The sequence below is a fragment of the Paraburkholderia ginsengiterrae genome, from assembly GCF_001645125.1.
GTDB classification, from domain to species: Bacteria; Pseudomonadota; Gammaproteobacteria; order Burkholderiales; family Burkholderiaceae; genus Paraburkholderia; species Paraburkholderia ginsengiterrae.
Genome location: NZ_LXKA01000011.1, coordinates 91,603 through 107,380 on the forward strand (window position 1 = coordinate 91,603; position 15,778 = coordinate 107,380).

The 15,778-nt window shown below is 61.2% G+C and carries 16 protein-coding genes; 11 read left to right on the plus strand and 5 right to left on the minus strand.

Going from position 1 to position 15,778, the window contains the following annotated elements; all coding sequences use genetic code 11:
• Positions 1–2: 2 nt before the first annotated feature.
• The 5 genes from A6V37_RS00490 to A6V37_RS00510 form a co-directional block, all read right to left on the minus strand.
• A complete protein-coding gene (locus A6V37_RS00490; RefSeq protein WP_064285657.1) occupies positions 3–1,454 on the minus strand; it encodes a bifunctional 2-methylcitrate dehydratase/aconitate hydratase in 1,452 nt (483 codons plus the stop codon).
• A 25-nt stretch (positions 1,455–1,479) separates the two neighbouring features.
• Positions 1,480–1,974, minus strand: coding sequence for a hypothetical protein (locus tag A6V37_RS00495; protein ID WP_064271077.1), 495 nt, complete (start codon positions 1,972–1,974; stop codon positions 1,480–1,482).
• A 103-nt stretch (positions 1,975–2,077) separates the two neighbouring features.
• Positions 2,078–3,265, minus strand: coding sequence for a bifunctional 2-methylcitrate synthase/citrate synthase (gene prpC / locus A6V37_RS00500; protein WP_064271076.1), 1,188 nt, complete (start codon positions 3,263–3,265; stop codon positions 2,078–2,080).
• A gap of 25 nt (positions 3,266–3,290) precedes the next feature.
• On the minus strand, positions 3,291–4,298 hold the full coding sequence (locus A6V37_RS00505; RefSeq protein WP_064271075.1) for an HpcH/HpaI aldolase/citrate lyase family protein: 1,008 nt from the start codon (positions 4,296–4,298) through the stop codon (positions 3,291–3,293).
• A 229-nt stretch (positions 4,299–4,527) separates the two neighbouring features.
• The gene (locus A6V37_RS00510) at positions 4,528–5,511 is read right to left on the minus strand and encodes a malate dehydrogenase (RefSeq protein ID WP_064285659.1); all 984 of its coding nucleotides are present in this window, start codon (positions 5,509–5,511) and stop codon (positions 4,528–4,530) included.
• Positions 5,512–5,998: 487 nt separating this feature from the next.
• On the opposite strand from A6V37_RS00510, the gene A6V37_RS00515 reads away from it, so the two are divergent.
• The 11 genes from A6V37_RS00515 to leuB all read left to right on the plus strand — a co-directional run bounded on the left by A6V37_RS00515 (position 5,999) and on the right by leuB (position 15,756).
• Positions 5,999–6,799: a GntR family transcriptional regulator gene (locus A6V37_RS00515; RefSeq protein ID WP_064285661.1), complete on the plus strand. Its 801-nt coding sequence runs from the start codon at positions 5,999–6,001 to the stop codon at positions 6,797–6,799.
• A 157-nt stretch (positions 6,800–6,956) separates the two neighbouring features.
• The gene (sdhC, locus tag A6V37_RS00520) at positions 6,957–7,373 is read left to right on the plus strand and encodes a succinate dehydrogenase, cytochrome b556 subunit (RefSeq protein WP_064271072.1); all 417 of its coding nucleotides are present in this window, start codon (positions 6,957–6,959) and stop codon (positions 7,371–7,373) included.
• Positions 7,374–7,376: 3 nt separating this feature from the next.
• Positions 7,377–7,745: a succinate dehydrogenase, hydrophobic membrane anchor protein gene (sdhD, locus tag A6V37_RS00525; protein WP_064271071.1), complete on the plus strand. Its 369-nt coding sequence runs from the start codon at positions 7,377–7,379 to the stop codon at positions 7,743–7,745.
• 4 nt (positions 7,746–7,749) lie between these two features.
• The gene (gene sdhA / locus A6V37_RS00530) at positions 7,750–9,525 is read left to right on the plus strand and encodes a succinate dehydrogenase flavoprotein subunit (RefSeq protein WP_064271070.1); all 1,776 of its coding nucleotides are present in this window, start codon (positions 7,750–7,752) and stop codon (positions 9,523–9,525) included.
• Between the two features lie 24 nt (positions 9,526–9,549).
• On the plus strand, positions 9,550–10,254 hold the full coding sequence (locus A6V37_RS00535; protein ID WP_054034792.1) for a succinate dehydrogenase iron-sulfur subunit: 705 nt from the start codon (positions 9,550–9,552) through the stop codon (positions 10,252–10,254).
• Positions 10,255–10,338: 84 nt separating this feature from the next.
• Positions 10,339–10,611 carry an FAD assembly factor SdhE gene (locus A6V37_RS00540; RefSeq protein ID WP_064271069.1) on the plus strand — a complete coding sequence of 91 codons (273 nt, stop codon included), beginning with the start codon at positions 10,339–10,341 and terminating at the stop codon, positions 10,609–10,611.
• A gap of 90 nt (positions 10,612–10,701) precedes the next feature.
• Positions 10,702–12,003 carry a citrate synthase gene (gltA, locus tag A6V37_RS00545; RefSeq protein WP_064271068.1) on the plus strand — a complete coding sequence of 434 codons (1,302 nt, stop codon included), beginning with the start codon at positions 10,702–10,704 and terminating at the stop codon, positions 12,001–12,003.
• Between the two features lie 293 nt (positions 12,004–12,296).
• Complete coding sequence (leuC, locus tag A6V37_RS00550) at positions 12,297–13,706, plus strand: 3-isopropylmalate dehydratase large subunit (RefSeq protein WP_064271067.1); 1,410 nt, start codon at positions 12,297–12,299, stop codon at positions 13,704–13,706.
• 5 nt (positions 13,707–13,711) lie between these two features.
• Entirely contained in the window at positions 13,712–13,867 is a 156-nt protein-coding gene (locus A6V37_RS00555; protein ID WP_064271291.1) for an entericidin A/B family lipoprotein, read from the plus strand.
• A gap of 88 nt (positions 13,868–13,955) precedes the next feature.
• Entirely contained in the window at positions 13,956–14,609 is a 654-nt protein-coding gene (leuD, locus tag A6V37_RS00560) for a 3-isopropylmalate dehydratase small subunit (protein WP_064271066.1), read from the plus strand.
• A 79-nt stretch (positions 14,610–14,688) separates the two neighbouring features.
• Complete coding sequence (gene leuB, locus A6V37_RS00565; RefSeq protein ID WP_064271065.1) at positions 14,689–15,756, plus strand: 3-isopropylmalate dehydrogenase; 1,068 nt, start codon at positions 14,689–14,691, stop codon at positions 15,754–15,756.
• The last annotated feature ends 22 nt before the right edge of the window (positions 15,757–15,778 follow it).

The window sequence follows — 15,778 nt, forward strand, 5'->3', positions numbered from 1 at the left end:
GACTAGATGACGTACAGATCGACGTACTCATTGACCGGCATGGCTTCGAGTCGTGCCTGATCCAGCGACACGTCGAGAATCGCCAGTTGTTGCCTGACCGGAAAGCGGCGCGCGAGGTTGGTCCTGAACTTCTCGACCAGCAACGGAATCCCGTCTTCGCGACGACGCTTATGACCGATCGGGTATTCGACTACGACTTCGTCGAATGACGACCCATCGTTGAATTCGATCGTCAGTGCATTGGCGATCGAGCGCTTCTCCGGATCGTGGTAATCCTTTGTGAACTGCGCGTCTTCGACACATTCCATCTTCGCACGCAGCACATCGATGCGCGCGTCCTGCGCGATCGAATCTTCATAGTCCGCGGCCGTCAGGCGGCCGTGGATCAGCGGCACGGCGATCATGTACTGAATGCAGTGATCGCGGTCGGCCGGATTGTTCAGCGGACCTTTTTTGTCGATGATGCGGATCGCGGCCTCGTGCGTGCGGATCGTGATCTTGCGGATGTCTTCCACGCGGCGGCCGGCGGCGCTCAGCTGCGCATGCAGCGTCATCGCGGCTTCCACGGCGGTTTGCGCGTGGAATTCCGCCGGGAACGAGATCTTGAACAGCACGTTTTCCATCACATACGAGCCATACGGCCGCTGGAACCTGAACGCGTTGCCCTTGAAGAGCACGTCGTAAAAGCCCCACGTCTTGGCCGTCAGCACCGACGGATAACCCATCTCGCCGGTCTTCGCGATCAGCGCGAGGCGCACCGCACGTGAGGTCGCGTCGCCCGCCGCCCACGATTTACGCGAGCCGGTATTCGGCGCGTGGCGGTACGTGCGCAGCGCGTGCCCGTCGACAAACGCCTGCGACACCGCGTTGATCAGCTCGTCGCGCGTGAGGCCGAGCAACTGGCCGACTACCGCCGTCGAGGCCAGTTTCACCAGCAATACATGATCGAGCCCGACCTTGTTGAAGGAGTTTTCGAGCGCGATACAGCCTTGAATTTCGTGCGCCTTGATCATGGCGATCAACAAGTCTTTCATCGCCAGCGGCTTTTTGCCCGCTGCGATGGCACTGCGCGAGAGCCAGTCGGCCGTCGCCAGAATCCCGCCGAGGTTATCGGACGGATGGCCCCATTCGGCGGCCAGCCATGTGTCGTTGAAGTCGAGCCAGCGGATCATGGCGCCAATGTTGAAGGCGGCCTGAACCGGATCCAGCTGGAACGACGTGCCCGGCACCTTGGCGCCGTTGGGGACGATCGTGCCGGGCACGATCGGTCCCATCAGCTTGGCGCAGGCGGGGTAGGTCAGCGCCTCGAGTCCGCAGCCGAGCGTATCGATCAGACAGTGACGCGCGGTTTCCAGCGCGAGCGCGCTGTCGATCTGATAATCCAGAACGTAATCGACGATATCGACCAGGACTGCGTCCGGGTCGGGTCGTACGTTGGAAATCGGAGCGGACATCGGGGTGCTTTCCTGATGTAACGGATTAGTTGGTTTTGTTGATCGCGTTCGATTGCGTCGGAGCCGGCGCGCCTTGCGTCATGGCTGCCGTCTTGCACTCGTCGGCCAGACGCGAGCTGTCCTTGTCCGAGAACAACATGGCCTTCGTCGGGATCACGACGAGGTCCATGCCGGTAGCGGCGTCGTGGAAGCGGTCAGCGCCCGTGGTGGTCGATTCACGCGGCAAATTGTAGTTCTTGTTCGCCCAGTGAACCGTCACGATCTGGTCACGCTTCATGTCGCCCTTCAGGTCGAAAGACAGGCCTTCGTTGCACGACCATTTTTCCGCGCCGTCCGGCACCGGATCGACCTTCGCTTCCTTGGCCGGATTCGGCTTGCGCTTGATCAGGCGTTTCGGTTGCGGGCGCTTGGCCACCGGTTTCGTAGCGGTGGTCGTCGTTTGTGCGGCGGCTTCAGTCGCGACAGTCAGCATCGTCGTGGACAGGGCGCCAATCACGGCGGCGATCATCAGCTTTTTCATGGAGAAAACCTTTCTATCTAATTTCAGTTAAACATGACGCGGGCTACCGGTCCTGGCGACCGCGTGGTTGAACTGCACGCGCTTTGGAAGCGCACAGCGACCGCTATTTTCTCCTATTTAGCGGCAGGAACTTTAAATTCTCGGGGCCTGTGTAATTCGCGCTCGGACGGATGATCTTGTTGTCGATGCGCTGCTCGATAATGTGCGCGCTCCAGCCTGCAGTGCGGGAGATCACGAAGAGCGGCGTGAACATCGCGGTCGGCACACCCATCATGTGATACGAAACCGCGCTGAACCAGTCGAGATTTGGAAACATCTTTTTCACATCTGCCATCACTGTTTCAAGTCGCTCGGCGATATTGAACAGCTTGAGGTTGCCTGCTTCCTTCGAGAGCTTCTTCGCGACTTCCTTGATGACCTTGTTGCGCGGGTCCGAAATCGTGTACACCGGGTGGCCGAAGCCGATCACCACTTCCTTGTTCTCCACGCGCCGGCGAATATCCGCCTCGGCTTCGTCCGGGCTCTGGTAGCGCGACTGGATCTCGAACGCGACCTCGTTGGCGCCGCCGTGCTTCGGCCCGCGCAGCGCGCCGATCGCGCCGGTGATCGCCGAATAGATGTCCGATCCCGTGCCCGCGATCACGCGGCCGGTAAAGGTCGACGCGTTGAATTCATGCTCGGCGTACAGGTTCAGCGACACGTGCATCGCGTCGACCCATGCCTTCGACGGCTCCACGCCGTGCAGCAGATGCAGGAAATGGCCGCCGATCGAGTCGTCGTCGGTTTCGACTTCGATACGCTTGCCGTTGTGCGAGTAGTGGTACCAGTACAGCAGCATCGAGCCGAGCGAGGCCATCAGCTTGTCGGCGATGTCGCGCGCGCCCGGCAGGTTGTGGTCGTCCTTCTCCGGCAGCACGGTGCCGAGCACCGAGACGCCGGTGCGCATCACGTCCATCGGGTGGGCGGCGGCCGGAATCCACTCGAGCGCGGCCTTCACGTTCGCGGGCAGGCCGCGCAGCGCCTTGAGCTTGGTCTTGTAGGCGCTCAGTTCGGCCGGGGTCGGCAGCTTTTCGTGCACCAGCAGGTAGGCGATCTCCTCGAATTCGCAGGCGCCTGCGAGGTCGAGAATGTCGTAGCCGCGGTAATGCAGGTCGTTGCCGGTCTTGCCGACCGTGCACAACGCCGTGTTGCCCGCCGTCACGCCGGACAGGGCGACGGATTTCTTCGGTTTGAAGCCGCCTTGGGGTTCGTTACCGCCTTGTGCACCGGCGGTTTGCGTTGTCTCGCTCATCTCCCGCAATCTCCTTTGTGCCTGCTCATTGCGCGTTAGCGCCCACTTTCGAAAAAAGCGGCGCGGCGTCTTGGGGGACGGCACGCCCGGTAGCCTGCGCGCGGCGCAGCACCGACCAGTAGTAGCGATAGCTGGCGCGGTCGTGCAAGGTGTCGCGATGGCGTGTCGGCCCCCATTGCGCGGACTGCGCGGCCAGCAGGATCTCGGTAGCCGTGGCGATTTCTTCGTCGCGTGGCGCGAATGCGGCGACGATCGCCTCGATCTGCGCCGGGTGGATGCTCCACATGCGCGTGTAGCCGAACTCGTTGCGCGCGCGCGTGGCGTCGTTCGCGACCACGCTCATATCGCGCACTTCCGTGCTGACGTTGTGCGACGGCACTTTGCCGTGTGCATGACAAGCCGCCGAGATTTCCAGCTTCGCGCGCCGCACCAGCGGATGATCGAACTGGCCGGGCGAGCGCATGGCCGTATCGGGAATCGCGCCGTCGTGCGCCGAGACGAAATCCATCAGGCCGAAGCTCAGTGCCTCGACACCCGGCAGCGCGGCCAGATCGAACACGCGCGCGAGCGCGCTGTGGGTTTCGATCAGCAATTGGACCGGCACGGGTTGCGTGATGCCGAGCTCGCGGCGCGTCGCCTCGATGAACGCGAGCATTTCGGCGGCGTCAGGGACGTTGCGGATTTTCGGCAGGGTGATGTAAGCAGGCGCTCGCTTCGCAGCGCGCAGAATGAGGCGGACGTCGTCGCGCCAGTGCACATGAGCGAAGTCGTGAATCCGCACACCGACGCGGCCAAAGCGGTCATGCTCGCTGCCCAGCAGCGAGGCGACCAGTTCCGCGTGTTCCGCCTCGCGGCCGACCTGCGCGCCGTCTTCGCAATCGAGCGTGATATCGAACACCGGGCCGAGTTGCTGCTGCAGCGCGAGCGATTTCAACATCAGCTTCTCGCTGCCGGCGTAGTGATCGCAGGCAGGCAGCACAGCGGGCGGCACTTCGCCGTCAAACAGCACTTCGGCGGGTGTGAGGGCGCGCATCTTCGGCGTCAGGAGTGTGGGTAGTGTTTAGGGAAATCGGATTCGGGCGCGCTCTGCTGACACCTCAGCAAAGCGCGCCCGGATCAGATGCGAACGCCGGCACTGGCGTGGCACATGACGGATTGAACCGCAAGATGCCACGTCGTACTGCTTGTACTGCATTCGCACGAAAAAAACCGGAACCCGCCGCTGTGATGCTTCGGAGCTCCGGTTCGTCTGCATCAGCGGCTTAGCCGAGCAGGTGTTGAACGCCCTCGCGCTCTTCCAGCAGCTCGTTCAGCGTGCCGTCCATCTTCTCGCGCGAGAACGCGTCGATTGCCAGACCTTCGACGCGCTTGTACTCGCCGTTTTCGCACGTGACCGGCACACCGTAGATGATGTCTTCCGGAATGCCATACGAACCGTCCGACGGGATACCCATGGTGACCCACTTGCCGTTCGTGCCGAGCACCCAGTCACGCACGTGGTCGATCGCAGCGTTAGCCGCCGACGCTGCCGACGACAGGCCGCGCGCTTCGATGATCTCCGCGCCGCGCTTGCCGACGGTCGGGATGAACGTGTTGCGGTTCCACTCTTCGTCGTTGATCAGCTTGGTCAGGTCTTGACCTTCTGCTGTGGCGACGCGGAAGTCCGGGTACATGGTCGGCGAGTGGTTGCCCCACACCGCGAGCTTTTCGATCGAAGCGACCGGCTTGCCCGACTTGGCTGCCAGTTGCGACAGCGCGCGGTTGTGGTCCAGACGCAGCATGGCGGTGAAGTTCTTCTTCGGCAGATCCGGCGCCGACTTCATGGCGATGTACGCGTTCGTGTTGGCCGGGTTGCCGACCACCAGCACCTTCACGTCGCGGCTGGCGACGTCGTTCAGCGCCTTGCCCTGAACCGTGAAGATTTCCGCGTTGGCCGACAGCAGGTCCTTACGCTCCATGCCTTTCGAACGCGGACGCGCGCCGACCAGCAGGGCTACGTCTGCATCCTTGAATGCAACCTTGGGGTCGTCGGTGATCACGACGCCCGACAGCAGCGGGAATGCGCAATCATCCAGTTCCATCACGACGCCTTTGACGGCGCCTTGCGCTTGCGGCAGGTCGAGCAGTTGCAGGATAACCGGCTGGTCCTTGCCGAGCAGATCGCCATTGGCGATGCGGAACAACAGGGAGTAAGCGATTTGACCTGCGGCGCCGGTGACGGCAACGCGCTTTGCGGGCTTAGCCATTGAGAAATCTCCAGGACGATGCGTTAGACGCTAGGAAAAACGCCATTCTATATGCGCGTTCAGCGAAGCGTTGTGAAACACGGCGGAAATCACTCTTCGCGGACGGACTCGTAATCTGCCGGGCCCGAGTGGCGCGTTGCGGCGAGACCGCCGTGCCGGAAACCTGTACTGCCGAGCGGGAGGGCGGGCGCCGGGTAGCCGCTGCACGGTGCGGGCTCCTGCAAACAGCGCGTTTCGGCATGCGTCTGACCAGCGAATGGCGGCGAATCGAAACCTGAACTGCGTGGGAACAGCATGGTGCAGAGTGGCTGCCGGTGCGTCGCGGCGCTGCGTTCAGCCGCCTTCAAAAAACCCGCAAACCCTTGCTCGACAGGGAGTGTAGGAGTCGTCAGGCACAAAGTCAACATTATCTTATGTCTTATATAAGACATATCTATTGAGGGAAAAACCCTAGACGCATCCTAGCCCTTTATGATGAAATGCGCGCATGAATGCGAACCCGGCGAACACGACGAATCCGAGCGGCCCGGCGGTCGCGGGAGAGGGTGTACCCGCTGCCGCCCCGGCCACCGCGCCTACTTTCAGCCCCTTGTACCAGCAGATCAAGGGGTTGATTACACAGAGCCTGGAAAGCGGCGAGTGGAAGCCCGGCGAGATCATTCCTAGTGAAGTCGAATTGGCGGCGAGATTCAAGGTCAGCCAGGGAACGGTGCGCAAAGCGATCGACGAGCTGGCTGCCGACAACCTGCTGGTGCGCCGCCAGGGCAAGGGTACTTTTGTTGCGACGCACAACGAAGATCGCGCCCAGTTTCGCTTCCTCCGCTTACTGGCTGACGATGGTGCGGAGCACCCGCACGTCAGCCGCCTGCTTGAATGCCGGCGCTTGCGCGCTTCGGCGGACATTGCCCGGCAACTCGATCTGAAGCCGGCCGACCCGGTTGTGCTGATCAAGCGTTTGCTGCAGTTCGACGGCGAAGTGACCGTGCTCGATGAAATCTGGCTGCCCGGCGCGGTGTTCCGCGGGCTCACGCTCGAGCGCTTGTCGGAGTATAAAGGTCCCCTCTACGCGATGTTCGAGACGGAGTTCGGCACACGCATGATCCGCGCAACGGAGAAGATCCGCGCGGTGGCAGCCGAGCCGTCCGTAGCCGACCTGCTGAATGTGCCCGCTGGTTTTCCATTGCTGTCGGTCGAGCGCGTGTCCTATACATATGGAGACCGGCCGGTTGAGGTGCGCCGTGGTTGGTATGTCACAACCGGGTATTACTATCAGAACGATCTAAGCTGAGTGTGACTGTGTGAGGGCGCCACATCCCACGTGCGCGCCTGTTTGAGGGCGCCTTTATCGCGCTTGCTGTAACGGACCTGTGGTGGTTTTCGCTGCAGCGCGATATAAAAAGGCGCTAAAATTGCGGATTAGTGTGACTACATAGTAGGGGTCTAGCATGGCTGAAGCCGTAAAAAAACCGAGGCCGGAATTCCGGAACATCGGTATCGGGCAGATATTGACGGCATACCGTCTCCCGCTAGCGGGGCGAGTGTCGATCTTGCACCGCGTGAGCGGTGGTCTGCTTTTTGTTTTTCTTCCGTTCCTGCTGTACCTCTTCGATCAGAGCCTGACTTCCGAACTTAGTTTCGAAGTCTTCAAAGGTTTCCTCTCCAACATCGTCGTCAAGCTCATCACGCTCGTTCTCGCGTGGGCCTTCCTGTTCCACTTCTGCGCCGGTATCCGTCACCTCGTGATGGACACGAACCACAACGCAGTGACGAAGGAAAAGGGCAAGTCGACCTCCATCGTCGTTCTCGTCGTGTCGTCGCTGCTCACCATCGCATTCGCGGCAAAACTGTTCGGAGCATTCTAAAAAATGTCATCAAATAACCGAATCGGTTCGAAGCGTCTGGTCGTCGGCGCGCATTACGGCCTGCGCGACTGGCTGGCGCAGCGCATCACCGCCACCATCATGGCGGTCTACACGGTGATCCTGCTCGCGTGGTTCTTCGGCGCGCGCGATTTCTCGTACGACGGCTGGGCGTCGATCTTCGCCACGCAATGGATGAAGCTCGCCACGTTCGTCACGCTGCTGTCGCTGTTCTATCACGCGTGGGTGGGTATCCGTGACATCTGGATGGACTATGTGAAGCCCGTTGGCACGCGTCTGTTTCTTCAGGCGCTGACGATCGTCTGGCTGCTCGCGTGTGCGGGCTACGCTGCGCAGATTCTCTGGAGAGTGTAAAAGAATGGCTGCAATCAAAAATTCTCTGCCGCGTCGCAAGTTTGACGTGGTTATCGTCGGCGCAGGCGGCTCGGGGATGCGCGCTTCGCTGCAACTCGCGCGCGCGGGCCTGTCGGTCTGCGTGTTGTCCAAGGTGTTCCCGACGCGTTCGCACACGGTCGCAGCGCAAGGCGGCATTGGCGCCTCGCTCGGCAACATGAGCGAAGACAACTGGCATTACCACTTCTACGACACGATCAAGGGTTCCGACTGGCTCGGCGACCAGGACGCGATCGAGTTCATGTGCCGCGAAGCACCGAATGCCGTCTACGAGCTGGAACACATGGGCATGCCGTTCGACCGCAACGCGGACGGCACGATTTACCAGCGCCCGTTCGGCGGCCACACCGCGAACTACGGCGAAAAGCCGGTGCAACGCGCCTGCGCGGCGGCTGACCGTACCGGTCACGCACTGCTGCACACGCTGTACCAGCAAAACGTGGCGGCCAAGACGCAATTCTTCGTCGAATGGATGGCGCTGGATCTGATCCGCGACGCCGACGGCGACGTGCTTGGCGTGACCGCGCTGGAAATGGAAACCGGCGACGTTTATATCCTCGAAGGCAAGACCACGCTGTTCGCCACGGGCGGCGCGGGCCGGATCTTCGCGGCGTCCACCAATGCGTTCATCAACACCGGTGACGGCCTGGGCATGGCCGCGCGCTCGGGCATCGCACTGCAGGACATGGAATTCTGGCAATTCCACCCCACCGGCGTGGCCGGCGCGGGCGTGCTGATTACCGAAGGCGTGCGTGGTGAAGGCGGCATTCTGCGTAACTCGAACGGCGAGCGTTTCATGGAACGCTACGCGCCGACGCTGAAGGACCTGGCGCCACGCGACTTCGTTTCGCGCTCGATGGACCAGGAAATCAAGGAAGGCCGCGGCGTGGGTCCGAACAAGGATCACGTGCTGCTCGACCTGTCGCACATTGGCGCCGAGACGATCATGAAGCGTCTGCCGTCGATCCGCGAAATCGCCATGAAGTTCGCGAACGTCGACTGCATTAAAGAGCCGATCCCGGTTGTGCCGACCATCCACTATCAGATGGGCGGCATTCCGACGAACATCAACGGTCAGGTTGTCGGTACGCCGAAGGGCCACGAAGAAGTCGTCAACGGTTTTTACGCAGTGGGCGAATGCTCGTGCGTGTCGGTGCACGGTGCAAACCGTCTCGGCACGAACTCGCTGCTCGACCTGGTGGTGTTCGGCCGTGCAGCCGGCAACCACATCGTCAAGCACGTGAAGGACATGAAGGAACACAAGCCGCTGCCGGCGGATGCAGCCGACTTCGCGCTGTCGCGTCTGGCGAAGCTGGATAACTCGTCCTCGGGCGAGTACGCGCAATCGGTCGCCAACGACATCCGCGGCACGATGCAGGCACACGCCGGCGTGTTCCGTACGTCGAAGCTGCTGGCTGAAGGCGTCGAGCGCATCCGCGAAGTGGCTGACCGTGTCGACAACATCCATCTGAAGGACAAGTCGAAGGTGTTCAACACGGCCCGCATCGAAGCGCTGGAAGTGGCGAACCTGATCGAAGTGGCACGCGCCACGATGGTTTCCGCTGAAGCGCGCAAGGAAAGCCGTGGTGCGCACGCGCAGAACGACTTCGAACATCGCGACGACGAAAACTGGCTGCGCCATACGCTGTGGTTCAGCGAAGGTGATCGCCTCGACTACAAGCCGGTTCACATGAAACCGCTGACGGTCGAATCGGTTCCGCCGAAAGCACGGACCTTCTAAGGCACAAGTCAAAGGAATTCAGAAATGGCAAAGCGTACATTTGAAATTTACCGCTACGATCCGGACAAGGACGCAGCGCCGCGCATGCAAACGTACGAGATCGAAATCGACTCGCACGAACGCATGCTGCTCGACGCGCTGCTCAAGCTGAAGGCGATGGACGAAACCTTGTCGTTCCGCCGTTCGTGCCGCGAAGGCGTGTGCGGTTCGGACGCAATGAACATCAACGGCAAGAACGGTCTGGCCTGCTTGCAGAACATGAACGACCTGCCGCAGAAGATCGTGCTGCGTCCGCTGCCGGGCCTGCCCGTCGTGCGCGACCTGATCTGCGACTTCACGCAGTTCTTCAACCAGTATCACTCGATCAAGCCGTACCTGATCAACGATACGCCGCCGCCGGAAAAAGAACGCCTGCAGTCGCCGGAAGAGCGCGACGAGCTCGACGGCCTGTACGAATGTATTCTGTGCGCCAGCTGCTCGACGTCGTGCCCGAGCTTCTGGTGGAATCCGGACAAGTTCGTCGGCCCGGCCGGCCTGCTGCAAGCCTACCGTTTCATCGCGGACAGCCGCGACGAAGCGACGGGTGAGCGCCTCGACAACCTGGAAGATCCGTACCGTCTGTTCCGTTGCCATACCATCATGAATTGCGTCGACGTTTGCCCGAAGGGCCTGAACCCGACCAAGGCAATTGGCAAGATCAAGGAATTGATGGTTCGCCGCGCTGTCTAGGATGAATAAGCGCCGCGCTCCCTATCGTTCGCTGCCCCCCGAGGGGGCAGTCAGTACGGTTGGGGCGGCCCGGCGCGTACTGACATGAACGAAACATCGCATCAGTCCGACCCTCTCCGCCGCGCGCGCCTGCGTTGGCGCGCGCGGCGGGGCCTGCTGGAAAACGATCTGATCTTTGAACGTTTCTTCAGCCGATATGAGCATGACCTCAGCGATGCCGATGTGGGCGCACTCACGCGCCTGCTCGAGCTGAGCGATAACGACCTGATGGACTTGCTGCTCGCGCGCAAGGAACCGGAGGGCGAGCTGGCCGACCCGGACGTGATCCGGGTGCTGGAGCTGCTGCGAAACGCTTGATTGGCTTGACCGGCTAGAGCGTCGCGAGTCCGTTGTTCCAGGCGTGCAATTATCGAAACCCTGTTTCCATACTTCGATTGAGGATGTGCTATGACCCCGTCAGATGTTAAAGCCACGCTATCGTTCAGCGACAATTCGCCGAGCGTTGAAATGCCGATTTACAAGGGTACTCTCGGCCCGGACGTGATCGACATCCGTAAGCTGTACGGTCAGACCGGCAAGTTCACGTACGACCCGGGCTTCATGTCGACGGCGTCTTGCAATTCGGCGATCACCTACATCGATGGCGACAAGGGCGAACTGCTGTACCGCGGCTACCCGATCGATAACCTCGCCCAGAACGCCGACTTCCTCGAAACCTGCTACCTGTTGTTGAAGGGCGAACTGCCGAACGCGCAGCAGAAAGAAGAGTTCGTGAAGACCGTCACGAATCACACGATGGTGCACGAGCAGATGCACTTCTTCTTCCGCGGTTTCCGTCGCGACGCACACCCGATGGCGATTCTGGTCGCCGCGGTCGGCGCGCTGTCGGCGTTCTATCACGACTCGCTCGACATCAACAATCCGCGCCATCGTGAAGTGTCGGCTATCCGCATGATCGCGAAGCTGCCGACGCTGGTGGCAATGGCCTACAAGTACAGCATCGGCCAGCCGTTTGCGTACCCGCGCAACAACCTCTCGTACAGCGCGAACTTCATGCACATGATGTTCTCGAACCCGTGCGAAGAGTACAAGGTCAACGACGTGCTGGTGCGCGCGCTCGACCGTATCCTGATCCTGCACGCTGACCACGAGCAGAATGCGTCGACTTCGACGGTGCGTCTGGCCGGTTCGTCGGGCGCGAATCCGTTCGCGTGTATCGCAGCCGGTATCGCGTGTCTGTGGGGCCCGGCGCACGGCGGTGCGAACGAAGCCGCACTGAACATGCTGGAAGAGATCGGCTCGGTGGACAACATTCCTGAGTTCATCAAGCAGGTGAAGGACAAGAACTCCGGCGTGAAGCTGATGGGCTTCGGTCACCGCGTCTACAAGAACTACGATCCGCGTGCGAAGCTGATGCGCGAAACCTGCCACGAAGTGCTCGAAGAACTGGGCCTGCACGACGACCCGCTGTTCAAGCTGGCCATGGCACTGGAAAAGATCGCGCTGGAAGACGAATACTTCGTGTCGCGCAAGCTGTACCCGAACGTCGACTTCTATTCGGGCATCGTGCAGCGCGCGCTGGGCATCCCGACCTCGATGTTCACGTGTATCTTCGCGATGGCACGTACGGTGGGCTGGATTGCACAGTGGAACGAAATGATCGCCGATCCGGAACAGAAGATTGGCCGTCCGCGCCAACTGTTCGTGGGCGACACGCCGCGTGAAGCCAAGCCGATCGCGCAACGCTGATCGAGTTTGAATCCTCCAGGGTCGTCGTAGTGGGTCTGCGTCGAACGGGTGCGGATTCTGGCTGATAAAAGACGCCTCAACGGGTTCACCGTTGGGGCGTTTTGCTTTGCGGCGCAGTGTGCGGCCGTCGCGCCTGCTTGCCGGGTGCCACCAATACAGGTATCGCCACTACCACCCAACTCCCTGTTTTTTATCGGTTTTTTCCTTGTTTGAGCGGCCCAAAGCGGGAAGCTGCGTGGCATAATCGACTGACACGGTCAGCCCGCAGTCCAGTCATTACTACCCCGCATACCATGGCACAGACTCTCTACGACAAATTGTGGAACACCCACGTGGTCCACACGGAAGAAGACGGTACAACGATTCTCTACATCGACCGTCACCTGCTGCACGAAGTCACCAGCCCGCAGGCGTTCGAAGGCCTGAAGCTGGCTGAGCGCCCGGTGTGGCGCATCAGCGCGAACCTGGCTGTCTCGGACCACAATGTCCCGACCACGGATCGCAGCCACGGCATTGCCGATCCGGTCTCCAAACTGCAGGTGGACACGCTCGATTCGAACTGCGACGCCTATGGCATCACGCAGTTCAAGATGAACGACCTGCGTCAGGGCATCGTGCACATCATCGGGCCGGAGCAGGGTGCCACGCTGCCGGGCATGACGATCGTCTGCGGCGACTCGCACACCTCCACTCACGGCGCGTTCGGCGCGTTGGCGCACGGCATCGGCACGTCTGAAGTCGAGCACGTGCTGGCCACGCAAACGCTCTTGCAGAAGAAGAGCAAGAACATGTTGGTGAAAGTCGAGGGCCCGTTGCCGCGCGGCTGTACCGCGAAAGACATCGTGCTGGCCATCATCGGCAAGATCGGCACGGCAGGCGGCACCGGCTATGCCATCGAATTCGGCGGTTCAACCATTCGCGCGCTGTCCATGGAAGGCCGTATGACGGTCTGCAACATGGCGATCGAAGCGGGCGCGCGCGCCGGCATGGTCGCGGTCGACAACACCACCGTCGAATACCTGAAAGGCCGCCCGTTCTCGCCGGAAGGCGTCGAGTGGGATCATGCGGTCGAATACTGGAAGCAGTTCACGTCGGACGAGGGTGCGCACTTCGACCGCGTGGTCGAGTTGAATGCCGCGGAAATCGTCCCGCAAGTCACGTGGGGCACTTCGCCGGAAATGGTCACGGCCGTGGACGGCCGCGTGCCGGATCCGGAACGCGAAAAGGACCCGGTCAAGCGCGACGCGATGGAGCGCGCGCTGAAATATATGGCGCTCGAACCCAATGCGCCGATCGAGTCGATCAAGCCGGATAAAATCTTCATCGGGTCGTGCACCAACGCGCGCATTGAAGACATTCGCGCCGCGGCTTACGTCGTGAAGAAGCTGGGCCGCCGCGTGGCGTCGAACATCCGTCTGGCCATGGTGGTGCCGGGTTCGGGTCTCGTGAAGGCGCAGGCGGAACGCGAAGGCCTCGACAAGGTCTTTACCGATGCCGGATTCGAATGGCGTGAACCCGGTTGCTCGATGTGTCTCGCCATGAACGCCGACCGGTTGGAGCCTGGCGAGCGTTGCGCGTCCACGTCGAACCGTAATTTCGAGGGTCGTCAGGGCGCCGGTGGCCGTACCCACCTCGTGAGCCCCGCAATGGCTGCGGCCGCTGCCATCGAAGGGCATTTCGTCGATATTCGCAAGCTTGGATGAATCGCATGATGAAGAACATGAATCGCACCACTCTCCTGCGCCGCGTCGCGCTCGGCGCGCTGGCTGGCCTACTGTTTGGCCTGGCCGGCTGCAACACTGTGCACGGGTTCGGGCAAGACATGTCACATCTCGGCAATTCGATCAGCAATCACGCTGAATAAAGCGGTTTTTTGATTTTTGCCGGTCATGCGTCTGGCGGCTTTCCTGCCGTCACGCGCATGACGCGGTCTCGAAACAGGCGCAAGCGTCATGGATAAATTCATCGTACATACCGGCGTCGTGGCGCCGCTCGATCGCGAAAACGTCGATACGGACGCGATCATTCCGAAGCAATTCCTGAAGTCGATCAAGCGCACGGGTTTCGGTCCGAACGCATTCGACGAATGGCGCTACCTCGACCACGGCGAGCCGGGTCAGGACAACTCGAAGCGTCCGCTCAATCCGGACTTCGTGCTGAATCAGCCGCGTTATCAAGGCGCCTCCGTGCTGCTGACGCGCCAGAACTTCGGCTGCGGCAGCTCGCGTGAGCACGCGCCGTGGGCGCTGCAGCAATACGGCTTTCGCGCGATCATCGCGTCGAGCTTCGCCGATATTTTCTACAACAACTGCTTCAAGAACGGCCTGCTGCCCATCGTGCTGACCGAGCAGCAAGTCGATCACCTGTTCAACGAAACCTACGCGTTCAACGGCTTCCAGCTGACGATCGACCTGGAAGCGCAAGTGGTGCGCACGTCGGACGGCAGCGCTGAGTATCCGTTCGAAGTCGCGGGTTTCCGCAAGTACTGCTTGCTGAATGGTTTCGACGACATCGGTCTGACGCTGCGCCATGCGGACAAGATTCGCCAGTTCGAAGCCGAGCGCATCGCGAAGCAGCCTTGGCTGGCACACCGTATCGTCGGTTAAGGGCGTAAGCGTGTTCAGGCACGTTCGCTGATTCAGGCTCAGAAGCCTCAAAGAACAGAACAATCATCAAGGAATTCGCATGAAGATCGCAGTGTTGCCGGGCGACGGCATCGGTCCCGAAATCGTCAAGGAGGCCGTCAAGGTCCTGAACGTACTCGGCGAAAAGTTCGAACTCGAAGAAGCGCCGGTTGGCGGCGCAGGCTACGAAGCAAAGGGCCATCCGCTGCCCGATTCGACGCTGGCGCTGGCGAAGGAAGCCGACGCGATCCTGTTCGGCGCCGTCGGCGACTGGAAGTACGACAGCCTCGAACGCGCGCTGCGTCCGGAGCAGGCCATTCTCGGCCTGCGCAAGCACCTGCAGCTGTTCGCGAACTTCCGTCCGGCCATCTGCTATCCGCAACTCACCGGTGCGTCGTCGTTGAAGGAAGAAATCGTTTCGGGCCTGGACATCCTGATCGTGCGCGAATTGAACGGCGACATTTACTTCGGCGCGCCGCGTGGCGTGCGCGAAGCGCCGGATGGCCTGTTCGCCGGCTCGAAGGAAGGCTTCGACACGATGCGTTATTCGGAACCCGAAGTGCGCCGTATTGCGCACGTCGCGTTTCAGGCGGCGCAAAAACGCGGCAAGAAGCTGACCTCGGTCGATAAGGCCAACGTGCTCGAAACGTCGCAGTTCTGGAAAGACGTGATGATCGACGTGTCGAAGGAATACGCGGACGTCGAGCTGTCGCACATGTACGTGGACAACGCCGCCATGCAGCTGGTCAAGGCGCCGAAGTCGTTCGATGTGATCGTCACCGGCAACATGTTCGGCGACATTCTGTCCGACGAGGCCGCCATGCTGACGGGCTCGATCGGCATGCTGCCGTCGGCGTCGCTCGACAAGAACAACAAGGGCCTGTACGAGCCTTCGCACGGTTCCGCGCCGGATATCGCCGGCAAGGGCGTGGCGAATCCGCTGGCCACCATCCTGTCGGCCGCGATGATGCTGCGTTATTCGCTGAACAAGGCGGAACAGGCGGACCGGATCGAGAACGCGGTGAAAAAGGTGCTCGAACAGGGCTATCGCACGGGCGACATTCTCACGCCGGGTTGCAAGCAGGTGGGCACGGTCGCCATGGGCGACGCGGTGGTTGCGGCGCTGTAAAACGCGCCGGAATGAAGCGTAG

Coding starts and splice junctions, on each gene's coding strand:
- A6V37_RS00490 (WP_064285657.1), bottom strand. CDS start 1,454: ATGTCCGCTCCGATTTCCAACGTACGACCCGACCCGGACGCAGTCCTG.
- A6V37_RS00495 (WP_064271077.1), bottom strand. CDS start 1,974: ATGAAAAAGCTGATGATCGCCGCCGTGATTGGCGCCCTGTCCACGACG.
- prpC (WP_064271076.1), bottom strand. CDS start 3,265: ATGAGCGAGACAACGCAAACCGCCGGTGCACAAGGCGGTAACGAACCC.
- A6V37_RS00505 (WP_064271075.1), bottom strand. CDS start 4,298: ATGCGCGCCCTCACACCCGCCGAAGTGCTGTTTGACGGCGAAGTGCCG.
- A6V37_RS00510 (WP_064285659.1), bottom strand. CDS start 5,511: ATGGCTAAGCCCGCAAAGCGCGTTGCCGTCACCGGCGCCGCAGGTCAA.
- A6V37_RS00515 (WP_064285661.1), top strand. CDS start 5,999: ATGAATGCGAACCCGGCGAACACGACGAATCCGAGCGGCCCGGCGGTC.
- sdhC (WP_064271072.1), top strand. CDS start 6,957: ATGGCTGAAGCCGTAAAAAAACCGAGGCCGGAATTCCGGAACATCGGT.
- sdhD (WP_064271071.1), top strand. CDS start 7,377: ATGTCATCAAATAACCGAATCGGTTCGAAGCGTCTGGTCGTCGGCGCG.
- sdhA (WP_064271070.1), top strand. CDS start 7,750: ATGGCTGCAATCAAAAATTCTCTGCCGCGTCGCAAGTTTGACGTGGTT.
- A6V37_RS00535 (WP_054034792.1), top strand. CDS start 9,550: ATGGCAAAGCGTACATTTGAAATTTACCGCTACGATCCGGACAAGGAC.
- A6V37_RS00540 (WP_064271069.1), top strand. CDS start 10,339: ATGAACGAAACATCGCATCAGTCCGACCCTCTCCGCCGCGCGCGCCTG.
- gltA (WP_064271068.1), top strand. CDS start 10,702: ATGACCCCGTCAGATGTTAAAGCCACGCTATCGTTCAGCGACAATTCG.
- leuC (WP_064271067.1), top strand. CDS start 12,297: ATGGCACAGACTCTCTACGACAAATTGTGGAACACCCACGTGGTCCAC.
- A6V37_RS00555 (WP_064271291.1), top strand. CDS start 13,712: ATGATGAAGAACATGAATCGCACCACTCTCCTGCGCCGCGTCGCGCTC.
- leuD (WP_064271066.1), top strand. CDS start 13,956: ATGGATAAATTCATCGTACATACCGGCGTCGTGGCGCCGCTCGATCGC.
- leuB (WP_064271065.1), top strand. CDS start 14,689: ATGAAGATCGCAGTGTTGCCGGGCGACGGCATCGGTCCCGAAATCGTC.